The organism is Shewanella vaxholmensis (assembly GCF_031932135.1).
GTDB lineage: Bacteria > Pseudomonadota > Gammaproteobacteria > Enterobacterales > Shewanellaceae > Shewanella > Shewanella hafniensis.
The window spans coordinates 44,118-57,611 of the sequence record NZ_JAUOEV010000022.1 but is presented as its reverse complement, the minus strand read 5'-3'; the positions used below and the strand labels follow the sequence as shown (position 1 = coordinate 57,611).

The window sequence follows — 13,494 nt, the reverse complement described above, 5'->3', positions numbered from 1 at the left end:
ATGTACGCAGTATTTATCATTGAAATTCCTTCACTTGTAGGCAGTAAATCTGATTGCACAAAGGCGGATGAATGCTATTGTATATTGCGCCATGACGCTTGCTTAAAGGAGCTGTGCAGTGTCCCCGAATACCGATAAACTTTCGATTGATAAAGAACTCTCTTGGTTGTCTTTTAATGAGCGGGTATTGCAAGAAGCCTGCGATCCCAATGTTCCTTTAGTGGAGCGAGTGCGCTTTTTAGGGATATTTTCCAATAACATGGATGAGTTTTTTAGAGTACGCGTGGCTGCGGTCAGGCGCTCGATTCTGCTGTCATCCCTGCAGGAAGGTCGCAGCAACAGTCGCCATTTAATGGCAAAAATCCAATCGAAAGTGATGGCATTGCAAGAAAGGTTCGACGGCATATACACGGATTTAATGCGCGAGCTAGTGCGTCGTAATATTTTGTTAATCAATGAGAAACAATTAAGCGAGTTCCACAGCGACTGGCTGAAAAAGCATTTTCGTGATCAATTTAAACGCCATATCGCCCCGCTTATCGTCAATAACAATCGCGATTTGATCAAACAAATCAACGACGACGCCACCTATTTATGTGTGTGTTTGTTCACTAAGGCTCGCCGTCAATACGCCTTAGTCGAAGTGCCCACTAAAAACGTACCGCGGTTTATCGAACTCCCCGCTGAAAAGAGTAAAGCGAAAAAATATCTGATTTTATTAGATAACATTATTCGCCACTGCGTCGATGAACTCTTTGGCCCCTTCTTCGAGTACGATGCTATCGAAGTGTATTCGATGAAGTTAACCCGCGATGCCGATTTTGATATCACCGACGAGTTAGAGCAAACTCAGCTCGAAAAAATGACTAAGGGCCTCAAAAAACGTCTGACTGCCGAGCCGGTGCGCTTAGTGTATGACAAAGAAATGCCTGAGCACATGTTGGTGATGCTCAAAGAAAACCTGAACATCAGCTCGACCGAATGCTTGATCCCAGGTGGGCGCTATCACAGCTTTAAAGACTTTATCGCCTTCCCCAACCCGAGCCGCGACTACCTCGAAAACGAAAAACTACCGGCGCTTAATAGTGCAGGTTTTGGCCGCAGCGCCAACAGTTTCGATGCGATTCGAATGGGCGATATCATGCTCAACTATCCGTACCATAAGTTTTCCCATTTTACCGAAATGGTGCGCCAAGCGGCCTACGATCCTGCGGTGCGCTTTATTCGAATTAATTTATATCGAGTGGCGAAAAAATCCCATGTGATGCAATCGCTTATCGATGCAGTGAAAAACGGCAAACAAGTCACCGCTGTAATTGAACTGCGGGCCAGATTCGATGAGCAATCCAACATCGAATGGACCCGCATCTTGGCCGAAGCGGGCGTCAAAGTTCACCACGGTATCACCAGCTTAAAAGTGCATTCCAAGTTGTGCTTGATTGGCCGTGAGGAACAAGGGGAAATCAAACTCTATTGTCACGTCGGCTCAGGCAACTTTAACGAAGGCACGGCGCGGGTCTACACTGACTTGTCGCTGTTCACCGCCAATCAAGAGATTGCCCGTGAAGTGGAGCAAGTATTTGACTTGATTGAACATCCGTATCGCCGCGATAACTTCCAGCATTTAATTGTGTCGCCCTACGATGCCAGACAAAAACTGAGTCACTTAATTGATAATGAAATCGTTAATGCCCAAAGCCATATGAAGGCGGCGATTACCTTAAAACTAAATAACTTACTCGATGAATCCTTGGTCCAAAAGCTCTATGAAGCATCGGCGGCTGGGGTCAAAATTAAGTTACTCATTCGCGGTATGTGCTCGCTTATCCCGCAAATACCCGGGATCAGCGATAACATTGAAGTCTACAGTATCGTTGATCGGTTCCTCGAACACTCACGGGTGATGCTGTTCCACGCTGGCGGCGAGAACAAACTCTTTATCTGCTCCGCCGATTGGATGAGCCGCAACATAGATAATCGCGTCGAAGTGAGTGTGCCGATTTATGATCTGCGCCTAAAACAAATGATAATGGATATTTTATCCTTACAATTCAATGACAATACTAAAGCGCGGGTCATCAACAAAGAACAAAGTAACCCCTATCGAAATCGGGGTAACAAACGAAAAGTGCGTTCTCAAATTGCCATTTATCAATATCTGATTAATTATGAGAAGCGCCAACTGCAAGAATTTAATGCCTTACGTATGTCCGCCCATGAGGGTGATGCTGAGCGAGAGAGCAACGCTGAGCCAGACATAACGCCCGAGTTACAGGCCAAAGCCAGCTAACGCTGGCTTTATATCGCTTTGATTGCCTAAGGATAATCCGATTGGTAGCCACACATTCGCACACACAGCAACACACATTACTAAAGTCGCAGGCACCACAAACCAATGCGCCCGCAAATGCTAAATCGCGCCACTTTGTTGCCATCGATATGGGATCGAACAGTTTTCATCTGGTCATCGCCCGTGAGCAAGATGGCAGCTTGCAGATTTTACACAAAGAAAAACAACAGGTTCAGCTCGCCACTGGGCTCAATGCGCAGAATATTCTCGACAATGACGCCATAGAACGTGGCCTCAATTGTCTGCGGGATTTTAATCAAAGATTTTCCAATCTCGACCAAGCGCAAGTGCGATTAGTGGCCACCCACACCCTCAGAATCGCCAAAAACCGCGATCAATTTATCGAGGCCGCGCTCGCCATCATGCCCTATCCGGTGGAAGTGATTTCAGGCCATGAAGAAGCGCGTTTGATTTATAACGGCATTGCCCAAAGCCAAGTGCTTGGAAAAAGTAATTTAGTCATCGACATTGGTGGTGGCTCGACCGAAGTCGTGATCGGTAAAAAGAATACCCCAACCCAGTTATCTAGCCTGCGCTGCGGTTGCGTGAGTTTTAACGAGCGTTTCTTTATCGATGGACTCATCACCCCTGCCTCATTTCGTGATGCTCAAAGCGCGGCCGACAAACAGTTCGCCTCGCTCTCCAAGGAATATTTCGCGGGCGGCTGGGAGCTGACGTTAGGCAGCTCAGGCACAGTGAAAGCCATCTGCGAAGCGATTCAAGAAGAACACGGCGATGAAACTATCACGCTGCCACGACTCAAACAGCTCAAAATCAAGTTGATCAAATGTGGCCATATTAGCCAAATTCAATTTGCCAATGTCGATGATAAACGCATTCCTTTAGTGCCCGCCGGACTTGCCATTTTAATCAGCTTTTTTAGGCGCTTACCGATACAAAAGCTCGAGTTTAGCCCAGGAGCACTGCGTGAAGGCGTACTCTATGAACTGGCAAAGATTGGTCAGTATCAGGATATTCGCCACCGCACCGTCGACAGTATTGCCCAGCTTTATCATATCGATATGGCCCACGCCGCTAAGGTACGCGACACCGCCATGGCCTTGTTTGAACAGGTCGCCGATGAATGGCAATTAAGGCCCCATGCACGCTTGCTCGCCTATGGCGCAACCTTACATGAGATTGGGCTACACATTAATTCAAAGTCCCTGCACAAACACGGTGGCTATATCATCAGCAACAGTGACTTACCCGGGTTTAGTGAAGCCTTGCAGCTGGATTTAGCGCGGCTTATCACCAACCACAGAAAAAAGCCCAACGAATTAATGCTCGCCGAACTCGATCCCAACCATAAGCTCACGTTGAATCGCCTGCTCTGCCTGCTGAGACTTGCGATCTTGCTCAACCTTGGCCGTATCGCCAAGACGCTGACCTTAGATCATATTAAAGTGATCCCCGATGGGCTCATGCTAGTGCTACCTAGCCATAAGCGAAAAATCAGCCTGTTTATGAAGGATTTACAGCGGGAACAGAAGCAAATGCTCACCCTTGGGATGAACCTGCGATTAGTGTCTAGTTTGACTTAGCTGTTCGGCGTTAACTCTGCCGAACGTGGCTGAGGCGAGTGTGAGTTAGCTCTGTGTGAATGATTTTAGCGAAGGATTCGGTGCTAAAATATTGCCCAGAATCGAGGGCAATTATCTCGCCTAAAAACAAGGTGAAGTTAGCTGTCAATCTGGCTTGGTAACGGGATTTCAACAGCATAGCGGTTGACTTAATCCATGCGCCACAACAGATTAAAGTTTAAAGGATTTTTAACCCTTCACTAAAGCACAAATTCCTGCTCGCGCGTTTGCCGCTGAGTGGGGATTTCTGCTATCATCCACGGCTGACTAATCATAATTCCACGAATTTAAAGATAATCAGAGTCAAACCCTTTTTATCTCGCGATATCAGCCCCATCGCCTGCAGGTACAAGTATGATTAACCACTTTAGTGTGCTCGGTATAAAACCCAGTGCCAAAGAAGACGACATTAAAAAAGCCTATCGACGGCTGTCAAACAAATATCATCCCGACAAGTTGTTAGGCGCCTCGGAAGAGGAAAAGCAGCAAGCCGCCGTACAACTTGAACGCGTTAAAAATGCTTATGATGTGTTGTCAGATCCTAAGCGACGAAATGCGTTTATCAAAGATTTCAATAACGTCATAGTGACCGATCCCGCTAGCGCCATGCGCGAGCTGTGGAATCAATTTTATCCTTGAGCGTTTTCTAGAGTAAGTGCCAAATGGTCAAAAAACTGAATATCTCACGCATTAATGAGCTAAAAAATAATGCCTACGACAATATCGAGTCCTACGACGATCCCGATACACCTAAAGCGCTAGAGCAATTTACTAGCCAAATCAAAAAGGTGTTAGAAGCCGATCCTAAGATGCTTGATACTGTGCCTGAGTACCTGCCTGTCGCGCTTTACGGTCGAATTAAGTTTCCCGCCGAAGCCAAACTCAAGTGGGCACATTGGATAAACACGGCAACTCAACCCGAGTGGGATGAGTTTAAAGTCACGATTGGCTTTAACAATGCTGATTTACCTTTAGTGTTAGCCGTGCGTGGTTACTCGGAAACCTTACTGATTGAAAGCTGCGCCGTGCTGTATTTACTTGAAACTCAAGGTAAAGCAACGCCAGCAGCAAAACATCACGACGATGAAGATGATGACAACGATTATGTTGGCACCTCAGATAACGACGACGATGATGAAGGCGAAGAGGAAGATGGCTACTACGATCACTACGATGATGAGGACCGCTAATGAACACTAGTCTCATTGAGATTACCGTCGCCGAAATTAAAGAGTTGGCGGACGTAGAGCCAAAACAAGCGAGCAAACGCTTTGAAATCATTGCAAATACCATGAGCGACGAGCAATTAGTCGAAGTTATCGAACACATGGATATCGTCACGCTGACGCAAATCAACAGTCACCATGATATCTCTTGTCCTTCGATCATGTCTGAACTCATGACCCCGGAACAAATTCGCGACATCGTCTGTCAGCAACCTTTGTACTGGGAAGAAAAAATCAAAAACAATGCCGAAGAACTTATTCAGCATACCTTTGATTTTTTGACCTATTTAATTCGCATTCAAGATAGCGAAGAAAAGCAAACTGCGATTCTAGAATGTATCGCCGAAGATCCTGCGGGCCTCTTCTACCTGTCGATCCCTTTCATCGAAATGATGTTAGGCGAAAAACATGAAGATGAAGACGGCTACACAGATCTCTATGATGACGAAGAAGACACTGAAACCATCGGCTACGACAGCCGCGTCGCCAGTGAAGATGCACACAGCCTCAGCATAGACGACCCACGCAGCCTAATGGCCTTGATCCACGAGCTCGCGCCCGATGTTGAAAAAGCCATTAAGAGTCTGCTGCGTAACGAAAGCTCAGGTTGGGAAGTGATCATCAGCAAGTTTGTCAACGAGCTGGTTATTCAAGCCAAAGAGAAAAACCAAGTTACGGATGAATACGCTGAAGTCGATGATATGTTTAGCTTTTTGGATTAAGGAATTATTTGATGCAACTGGTACTGCGTGATGTAGATCAAGGACCATACCTGAGCAAGGTATTGATCCAAGGCCAAGCAGACGAAACGCTGAGCGGTGAACAGCTGTCACAAATCAAATCCAAAGCCATTTTGATGAGCCTCAAACTGGCCGATAAGTTTTACAACAAGTATAAAATGCACCTGCTCGAACAAGCGGCGCACGATGTCATTGGTGTGGTGAGTCTTGGTTTGATGGAATTGTCAAACCAAAACCCGCAGCAGGCGATACGCCTGTTGATCACCGCCGATGGCGTAGTCAAATGCTTTCAAAAAGGCTGGAGCATGCTCAGCACTGTCAGCAAGCATAAACTCGTCAACGGCAAGTCACTGTACGGCGATGTCGACAAGTTCTTGCTCGAACAAGTGTCCAGCCCACCCGATGCAGAAGAGTGGCTAGGTTATGAAGCCTATCAAGATGCCCTGCTTGAGCATCAGCGCCAACAGTCGATTGCGGCGCTATTGGCACAGTTTTATGCCCAATCGAGCTATGATCCGCTCGACTTTCTCAATCTAGAGAGTGTATTAGCCGAAGCGGTACTGTATCGATTGTTGTTTGATGGCGCCAAAGTCAGACAGGATTTGAAAAAGCGTATCGGCAAAATCACCTTAAAAGAGGAATGGTTTACCCGTGAGCATATTGAATTGGAAACTCAGAAAGCATTAGCAGAATTGCCCGCAGAACTCGCTGAGACCATCAGTAAAGATCTCGGCAAAAACTTTGCCCCCGCCCTACTGCGTACCCTGTACTTTGCGAAAAGCTACCGCGAACTATTACTCAGCGACGCTTCACCCGAACGCTTAGAAAGATTCGAACACAAGGAAGGTCTCGTCGGCCTCCTTGGCTGGCCACTCTACATAGTACTTTGATCGGTACTTTGATTGGGACTTTAATCAGTACTGTGTTCAGTACGTTAACGAGTGCTTGAGTCGCTTAAAAATGAGTGCTTTATTGAAAAATAAAGCACTTTTTTAATGTCTTTTGTCTCTATGCTCAATCCCAACAATCAGTACCTAGGTCTCAGTTTTGAGAGGTTTTAGCTTTAAAATAAGTGACTTACAGAGATAAAACTCTTCAGTTAGATAAATTCTGGAGATTCATCCCTCCTCAGATAACCCCAAATTCTAAACATGCCATTTTCTATTGAATAAGGAATTGAATATTGGGCTAATTGTGCGCTTACAACATCAGAAAAGTCCGTCACTCGATCCGCCACTAATCGGCCTAGCCATTCTCTTTTGAATGGATCAACTTCTAACCACTCAATGGTTTCTGCTATTTCAAGTAACTCGGGCCACCACACAGCAGTAAAACCTGCATTAGGGTTTTCATCATAAATCAATTTGTATCGCACATAGGGAATAAAGTCTTCAGATCCATTTAATGCCTTTTCAAGCTCGCACCACTTTGTTTTATTCATTACAGACGAAAGCTGATGCTCGTTTACATACTTCAAAACTTCAGAATTCATTTTTTAGTGTCTCAAGCGACTAAGTGAAAAACTAAATGATATAGCTTTAATAGATATATATTGCCAATAAAAACTAATTAAAATGACAGATAAAATGATGGGCAATAAATTAGGCCATCCATTTTAAACCGTGGAGCGCTTATTGGTTTGACCTACTCATATTGGCTTGCCATCGTATTTGCTCGTCGACAGGGTGAATAGAAGCCTAGGGATTCTAAGTTTATGAACGAGAGCCATGGACAGCGAACTGGCAGTTAAACAAGAATGTTGTTCAAGTCCTTCCTTTGGATGCTCGCCCGCCACAAACGCGAGCAACTTGTTACGAGTCATTTTTAATGGTGATTATTGTATTTCCATTCGAACTAAAGGTGCTCGCTCACCCATGTAAATACTGACAGGAACAAGCAAACGCTTATCATCCTGCTCTCGAAGTTGATAATAATCCTCGGTGCATGCAAATGAAAATGAGTTATTTTCCCGAAGCACTAATTTTCGAATGACGCCATTGCTGGTTTTCGCACTGAGTTGCCCATCATCAAATGTAACAGTCATCATCGTATCGTCTGTACCTTTGTATTTACCAATCAGAGTCTTAGCTTGTTCTGTGATATTTTGATGAGCAATTGGCGCTGGTGAAAGGTTAAGTTGCCTTGCAATCATATTTAACAAAGCTGGGCCTGGGTGAACAGCGTCATTGTTGCCGAATACTGTGCCAAGTAAATCATGCGAAGGAAAATAGACTGACCATGCCACAAAACCAGGCACTTGCCCTTGATGACTGTACGACGGTTGACCGCTTATCGGGTATACATCAGTGCCAAACCCATAATTGACTGATTCCCCGTTGTTTAGTTTTGCTCTAGTTACCATCAGCTGATAATTTGCAGCCGAAATTACCTTCCCAGAACTTAAACCACGATGCCACAAGCTCATGTCGTCAAGAGTCGATGCAATTGCACCCGCCGCATAAATCCAACTACGGTCAACGATTTCGGGAGTAAAATACGCATTAGGTTCATCGCTATTTGCGGTATAACCTCTCACAATTTGCTTTGAACTTACCCCTTTAGTCACAACAAACGAATTCTTCATGCCTAAAGGAGAAAAAATATTCCGCTGCAAATACTCGCTATATGTCAGACCAGAAGCGGCTTCAATCACCTTTCCTAACAAAATATATCCGGTATTTGAATACGCATAATCAACACCAGGCTTTGTCAGCACTGGCATTTTACTCACTACATTGATCACTTCATCAATGGTGGCGTATTTGTCCCATCGCTGCCTGATCCCTACATCCGAGTTGTAATTTGGCAGCCCAGAAGTATGACTTAGAACACTTTCAATCGTTAGCTTTGCGTACTCAACTGGAAGATCTGTAATAAAATCATCCAGAGTATTTTTTAAGGATAAATTATTATTCTCAACGAGTTGAAGTATCGCAGCGGCCGTAAACTGCTTTGAGATTGAGCCGATCTGAAAAATACTATCAACTTTTAAGGGGTCACGAGTGCTTATATCTGCAACCCCAAGTGCGCCTTTGAAAATATGCTTTCCAGATTGCTCGATACTGATTGCAAGTCCCGGCTTATCCGATGATGCATGGCAAGCTAACATGACGGAAAAATCGTGTTGTTTTGCATTCACACAGGTAACAAAAAATAGAGAGCTAAACAGTAACTTTTTTACCATGGTAATAAACACGCCTTTGCAAAGAAAATATAACGCCGCCAGCAGAGGCCGAAAAAACAGAGCGAAGCGGCAGTTTTTTCGGCCCTCTGGCTGGCCTTATTAAAAGTTTTACCCTCCATCTGCTAGCTTCTTAATTTCTTCATATAAAGGCTGCCCACTTTCAGATGCGGAGTTTAATTGTATTTCCCGTTCTTGGTAATTGTGGTGGCCAAGTTCTTTGCAATGCTTATAAATCTCCATCAGCATAGTTGGGGAGTTTTTCTTGCAGATATGTATCCGATTATTGTCGTACTCCGGAAACTGCGAAATTGTTATATCTATAAATGTATCATCGACTTCAAGCCACACATGACTTTTTACTGAGCTGTACTGCTCGAGTGCATTTCCACACCATATGATTTTAGATTCTATACCTTTTTCTTTCAGGTACATGGCAAGGAAATTACTAGCGATGTCACATGACCCAAAAGGAAAAGAATTAAGCTCATTCCATCGGCCTAGCTTGTATAAACGGTAGGATTCAAGCTCTGCGGCCTTTACTAGGGCATTCCTAAATCTATGTACATACTCTTTAAGCAATTTTGATCTCCGAGGACTTTTAATACCTTATATGGATTTTTATTACTAAAGTTTTGTTTGAGCTTGATTAACCATATCTTGAAGCGCATCGATAATGTTCGTTTCTTTCTTTTGTTGTTTTGCTAAATTAAGTGCTTGAACAAAACCTTCATAGGATTGATTAAATTTTTTCACCTTAGCATAACCTTGAGCAAGTTTCATATGCGCATATGAATGTTCTGGGTAATCACGTACAAATTGCTCTAATGTCTTAAGCGCTTCTTCTTCTCGCAGGTTCATTTGCTGTTGCTCTGCAAATTCTACATAAATATCAACAGGGGCTGAAACAGTGAAGCCAAACTGCTTAGATAAATCTGAATAGTAACTTTTAACGACTGATATGTTCGCATATTTAGCCAACTCAGGGGTGATTTTAAAATTAACATCAGCATACAAATACTCTAGCCCACTCGTTATCGCAGGTAATATGCCACTCATGTGAGTACGCTCTGGATAGTGTTCAAATTTCCAGTCTAGATTAACGGGTTTGTTCCTTTCCATGTTGGTTAATAGCTCTAATGTACCCGTATAGAATTGACTACCTTCACCAGCAACCGAAATAAAAAGTTTTTGTTTAGGACGGTTGCTTTCTATTAGTTTTTTTGAATTTTGAATTATTTCATCATAACTCCACCATCCATTGGCGCTTATAGCTAAGTAATTATTGAACAGTTCTGGGCGCTCAAATAAAGCTGAAAGTGCTAATGTCCCACCATTTGAATGACCAATAATTGTTCTGTGAGGATAGGTAGTATAATTTTTATCAATATACGGAAAGAGCTCATCATTTAGAAATTTTAAAAATTTATCTTGCCCTGAATCAGGCCATTTAGATTTTACAAATGTTTGAAATTTGGTTTGTGGCTCACCGTTTATCTTAGGGAGATAGTCACGAGGACGATTTGTTGTTTGAATACCAACAACCATTGTTTTGGGTATTTGTTCATAGTCGACTAGAGACTGCACTATGCCCGTGACGGTATGAAAATGGTGTTCACTATCAAGTAAATAGATAACATATAGAGAATCACCTGTATTTACTCCCTTTGGTATATACACTGAAATAGGTCTATCTTCGCCAATAATTTCAGAATGTATAATGAAATTTTCTCCAATAGTCACTTTATCTAACGCAGAAGACACAGATGCAGAAGCCTCAGATATAGCAACGGTAAAAACAAAGAGTAATGAAATTAAAAAACGCATCAAAGTCCTTTTTGTGATTTTGATTGTGATTTAAAAACCTAATACTTGCATTGTTCGCATACGTACTTACCTCATTAGACCAGTAAAAACGCGCACTCTTAATTATATGTATTAACTAAAAGCTAACAGCTTTCTATCGCTTTTCATATACAAGAATCCATCATAAAAACGCGCATGCTTGTTCTCAAAACCTATTATCTAAAAACAGCAACTTTTAAGGGTTTAACTTTAAAAACAATATAATCAGACACTTAGCATAACCCCCGCCGATATCAACTTAAAATCACTCAATACCAAGCGATTGAAAATATACGGTATAACGATCCAGTTTCAGCCATTAGTGGTACGCAGTTGAACGCTGGATATAGGAGATAATTTTTAGGGCAATGAGGTTACAAGCTTGCGATTCACCAGCCGAATGCTAGCTAGTTTTGAGCCTAGATTTTTATGACGGACTTTAATATTGAGAAATGACTTAAGTTTGGCTTTGTTGCACATCAAAACTTGCCGGTTCGACTGCCATGAAAGCTCACAATCTCAGCCCCAGTATCGACATTATCGCCAAAATAACAGTAAATAATCGTACCTAAATTTACACAAATTCAGTCATATTCATATCGAAAATTTACTTTAACTTTCAAGTGTCAGCATCAAAGTATACTGCCCCTAAAAATAGGTTATCAAAATCTGGCCATCCATTTTAGATCAACAACATAATGCACTTTTGGTTTGTCTACAACTTGTACGAGCTAAAATTGCTTAAATGAGAGTCATCAACAGTTGAAGGGCTAAAGCTAAAGCATAAAAATGAGCTAACTCATTAAAAAATGGTGTATTTAAGACATGCTAACCCACCCAATAAAACAAATGGGCAGTGATTGGTTTGGTTAAGCAGTATTACAGTTAGTTGCTGTGAAAGTGCTGACAGCTTGCCGCAAAGTGCCGTCGTCGCTTTTCTAGATGTTCGCAGTAATCAGTGAGTGCTTGCAGCGTACCCACCGGACCATGAAATAGCTTGCCAAACTCAGTGGTGAGCTTGAGCCAATTGTCATGTGGGATATTTAATCTTGCAAGTAACTTAGCGCTATTTATACTGATTGCCCCACGTTTATCACTTCGAATAATTCGACCTGTATCATCGACCAATTCAAGGTAATCCGATAATAAAAACGCAATGCCATTGGGCTGGTTGTCGCGCTCATTACCGATAAAAGGCAGTAGATTTTTAGGTTGCTCACCTTTTAATGCGGCCCGAATACGCAGCTGAATACTGGTATGGTCGGATTGTTCTGGTGTATCAGCCAGTTGCGCTCTAATAGGATTCAAATCAACATAGGCCATACAAGTTAACACAGCGGCTTCATCGAGCAGGGCTTGCGATTTAAAGCGACCTTCCCAGAAACGACCTGTACAGTTATCTTCTTGATTTGCTTGTCTTGCTATCGGTTCATTAAGGCAACGCATAAACCATGAAATATCGCATAATCGGCTGCGGTAAATTGCGATTGAATGCCTTAATCTGTTGACCTCGTGAGCTTCAACTAACTCACCTTTGGCGAATTTTTGCGTTAATCCATCGCCTTTAAACAGCTTATGCCATTGCTCAAGTACTTCGCGGTCAGTCCAACGATTGGCGCTGTCGATATCGACCCGCAGCACCACATGCAGATGATTGGACATCACTGCAAAGGCCGCCACATCAATAGCAAAAACCGCTTCGAGTTCAAACAGTAGCAATTCTACCCATGCGCGGCGATGGTCATAGTTTTTTCCCGAATAGGCATCATCGCCACACAAAAATGCACGCCGCACCACGCGGCTACAGCAATGGTAATAGGGAGTATCTTCAACACTTATCTGAGTTCTACGTGGGCGCGGCATACAAACCTCCTTGTTTAATGCTTAACCCAAGCATAGTCGGTGGTTAATTACCATGCCATTAAGACTGGATGTCCATTTTTCTTTTACCTTCCCAGAAACGACCTGTGCAGTTATCCTCTTGATTCGCTTGCCTTGCGATGGGTTCGTTGAGGCAGCGCATAAACCAACTGATATCACATAAACGGCTGCGATAAATGGCAATTGAATGCTTTAATCTGTGAACTTCATGCGCCTCAACTAACTCACCTTTGGCGAATTTGTGCGTTAATTCATCGCCTTTAAACAGCTTATGCCACTGCTCAAGTACTTCGCGGTCAGTCCAACGATTGGCGCTGTCGATATCGACCCGCAGCACCACATGCAGATGATTGGACATCACAGCAAAGGCCGCCACATCAATGGCAAAAACGGCTTCAAGTTCAAACAGTAGTGATTCTACCCAAGCGCGGCGATGGTCATTGTTTTTCCCCGAATAGACATCATCACCACGCAAAAACGCACGCCGCACAACGCGGCTACAGCAATGGTAATAGGGTGTGTCTTCAACACTTATCTGAGTTCTGCGTGGGCGCGGCATACAAACCTCCTTGTTTAATGCTTAACCCAAGCATAGTCGGAGGTTAACAACTGCGCTATTTAGGCTGGGTGTCCACTTTTACTGTTTGGCTAAACAAACAGCAGAAGCTTTAGTTAAAATTGGCATTGT

At 43.4% G+C, this 13,494-nt stretch carries 12 protein-coding genes and 1 pseudogene; 6 read left to right on the top strand and 7 right to left on the bottom strand.

The window, feature by feature from the left end; translation table 11 throughout:
* The first annotated feature begins 118 nt into the window (after positions 1-118).
* Together ppk1 and ppx are read left to right on the top strand one after the other, a co-directional pair.
* Complete coding sequence (ppk1, locus tag Q4Q46_RS17245) at positions 119-2,290, top strand: polyphosphate kinase 1 (RefSeq protein WP_006081332.1); 2,172 nt, start codon at positions 119-121, stop codon at positions 2,288-2,290.
* 41 nt (positions 2,291-2,331) lie between these two features.
* The gene (gene ppx, locus Q4Q46_RS17240) at positions 2,332-3,894 is read left to right on the top strand and encodes an exopolyphosphatase (RefSeq protein WP_311906578.1); all 1,563 of its coding nucleotides are present in this window, start codon (positions 2,332-2,334) and stop codon (positions 3,892-3,894) included.
* A 10-nt stretch (positions 3,895-3,904) separates the two neighbouring features.
* On the opposite strand, the gene Q4Q46_RS17235 is transcribed toward ppx, so the two are convergent.
* The gene (locus tag Q4Q46_RS17235) at positions 3,905-4,072 is read right to left on the bottom strand and encodes a hypothetical protein (protein ID WP_311906577.1); all 168 of its coding nucleotides are present in this window, start codon (positions 4,070-4,072) and stop codon (positions 3,905-3,907) included.
* Between the two features lie 215 nt (positions 4,073-4,287).
* Here Q4Q46_RS17235 and atcJ point away from each other — a divergent pair, with 215 nt between their 5' ends.
* From atcJ to atcC, 4 genes are read left to right on the top strand one after another with little or no spacing between them, the layout of a single operon-like run.
* Positions 4,288-4,572 carry a cold adaptation protein ActJcold adaptation protein ActJ gene (atcJ, locus tag Q4Q46_RS17230; RefSeq protein WP_311906576.1) on the top strand — a complete coding sequence of 95 codons (285 nt, stop codon included), beginning with the start codon at positions 4,288-4,290 and terminating at the stop codon, positions 4,570-4,572.
* Positions 4,573-4,595: 23 nt separating this feature from the next.
* A complete protein-coding gene (gene atcA, locus Q4Q46_RS17225; protein WP_115015148.1) occupies positions 4,596-5,123 on the top strand; it encodes a cold adaptation protein AtcA in 528 nt (175 codons plus the stop codon).
* Positions 5,123-5,881, top strand: a complete 759-nt coding sequence (atcB, locus tag Q4Q46_RS17220) for a cold adaptation protein AtcB (RefSeq protein WP_263185176.1) — start codon at positions 5,123-5,125, stop codon at positions 5,879-5,881. The genes atcA and atcB overlap by 1 nt, the downstream gene beginning before the upstream one ends.
* An 11-nt stretch (positions 5,882-5,892) precedes the next feature.
* A complete protein-coding gene (gene atcC / locus Q4Q46_RS17215) occupies positions 5,893-6,789 on the top strand; it encodes a cold adaptation protein AtcC (protein WP_311906573.1) in 897 nt (298 codons plus the stop codon).
* 209 nt (positions 6,790-6,998) lie between these two features.
* Here atcC and Q4Q46_RS17210 read toward each other — a convergent pair whose 3' ends face one another.
* The 6 genes and pseudogenes from Q4Q46_RS17210 to Q4Q46_RS17185 form a co-directional block, all read right to left on the bottom strand.
* Entirely contained in the window at positions 6,999-7,391 is a 393-nt protein-coding gene (locus Q4Q46_RS17210) for a DUF6678 family protein (RefSeq protein WP_107947161.1), read from the bottom strand.
* Between the two features lie 342 nt (positions 7,392-7,733).
* On the bottom strand, positions 7,734-9,083 hold the full coding sequence (locus Q4Q46_RS17205; RefSeq protein WP_107947160.1) for a serine hydrolase domain-containing protein: 1,350 nt from the start codon (positions 9,081-9,083) through the stop codon (positions 7,734-7,736).
* Between the two features lie 108 nt (positions 9,084-9,191).
* A complete protein-coding gene (locus tag Q4Q46_RS17200) occupies positions 9,192-9,662 on the bottom strand; it encodes a hypothetical protein (protein ID WP_107947159.1) in 471 nt (156 codons plus the stop codon).
* A 45-nt stretch (positions 9,663-9,707) separates the two neighbouring features.
* Positions 9,708-10,907 carry an alpha/beta hydrolase-fold protein gene (locus Q4Q46_RS17195; RefSeq protein ID WP_107947158.1) on the bottom strand — a complete coding sequence of 400 codons (1,200 nt, stop codon included), beginning with the start codon at positions 10,905-10,907 and terminating at the stop codon, positions 9,708-9,710.
* Between the two features lie 903 nt (positions 10,908-11,810).
* Positions 11,811-12,788 carry a transposase gene (locus tag Q4Q46_RS17190; RefSeq protein WP_311906571.1) on the bottom strand — a complete coding sequence of 326 codons (978 nt, stop codon included), beginning with the start codon at positions 12,786-12,788 and terminating at the stop codon, positions 11,811-11,813.
* A gap of 76 nt (positions 12,789-12,864) precedes the next feature.
* A pseudogene (locus tag Q4Q46_RS17185) lies at positions 12,865-13,365 on the bottom strand (transposase); the annotation flags it as partial.
* Between the last annotated feature and the right edge of the window lie 129 nt (positions 13,366-13,494).

What these genes read in the sequence shown, in the direction of transcription:
- Q4Q46_RS17235 (WP_311906577.1), bottom strand. Translation starts at nt 4,072, where the DNA reads ATGCTGTTGAAATCCCGTTACCAAGCCAGATTGACAGCTAACTTCACC.
- atcJ (WP_311906576.1), top strand. Translation starts at nt 4,288, where the DNA reads ATGATTAACCACTTTAGTGTGCTCGGTATAAAACCCAGTGCCAAAGAA.
- atcA (WP_115015148.1), top strand. Translation starts at nt 4,596, where the DNA reads ATGGTCAAAAAACTGAATATCTCACGCATTAATGAGCTAAAAAATAAT.
- atcB (WP_263185176.1), top strand. Translation starts at nt 5,123, where the DNA reads ATGAACACTAGTCTCATTGAGATTACCGTCGCCGAAATTAAAGAGTTG.
- atcC (WP_311906573.1), top strand. Translation starts at nt 5,893, where the DNA reads ATGCAACTGGTACTGCGTGATGTAGATCAAGGACCATACCTGAGCAAG.
- Q4Q46_RS17210 (WP_107947161.1), bottom strand. Translation starts at nt 7,391, where the DNA reads ATGAATTCTGAAGTTTTGAAGTATGTAAACGAGCATCAGCTTTCGTCT.
- Q4Q46_RS17205 (WP_107947160.1), bottom strand. Translation starts at nt 9,083, where the DNA reads ATGGTAAAAAAGTTACTGTTTAGCTCTCTATTTTTTGTTACCTGTGTG.
- Q4Q46_RS17195 (WP_107947158.1), bottom strand. Translation starts at nt 10,907, where the DNA reads ATGCGTTTTTTAATTTCATTACTCTTTGTTTTTACCGTTGCTATATCT.
- Q4Q46_RS17190 (WP_311906571.1), bottom strand. Translation starts at nt 12,788, where the DNA reads ATGCCGCGCCCACGTAGAACTCAGATAAGTGTTGAAGATACTCCCTAT.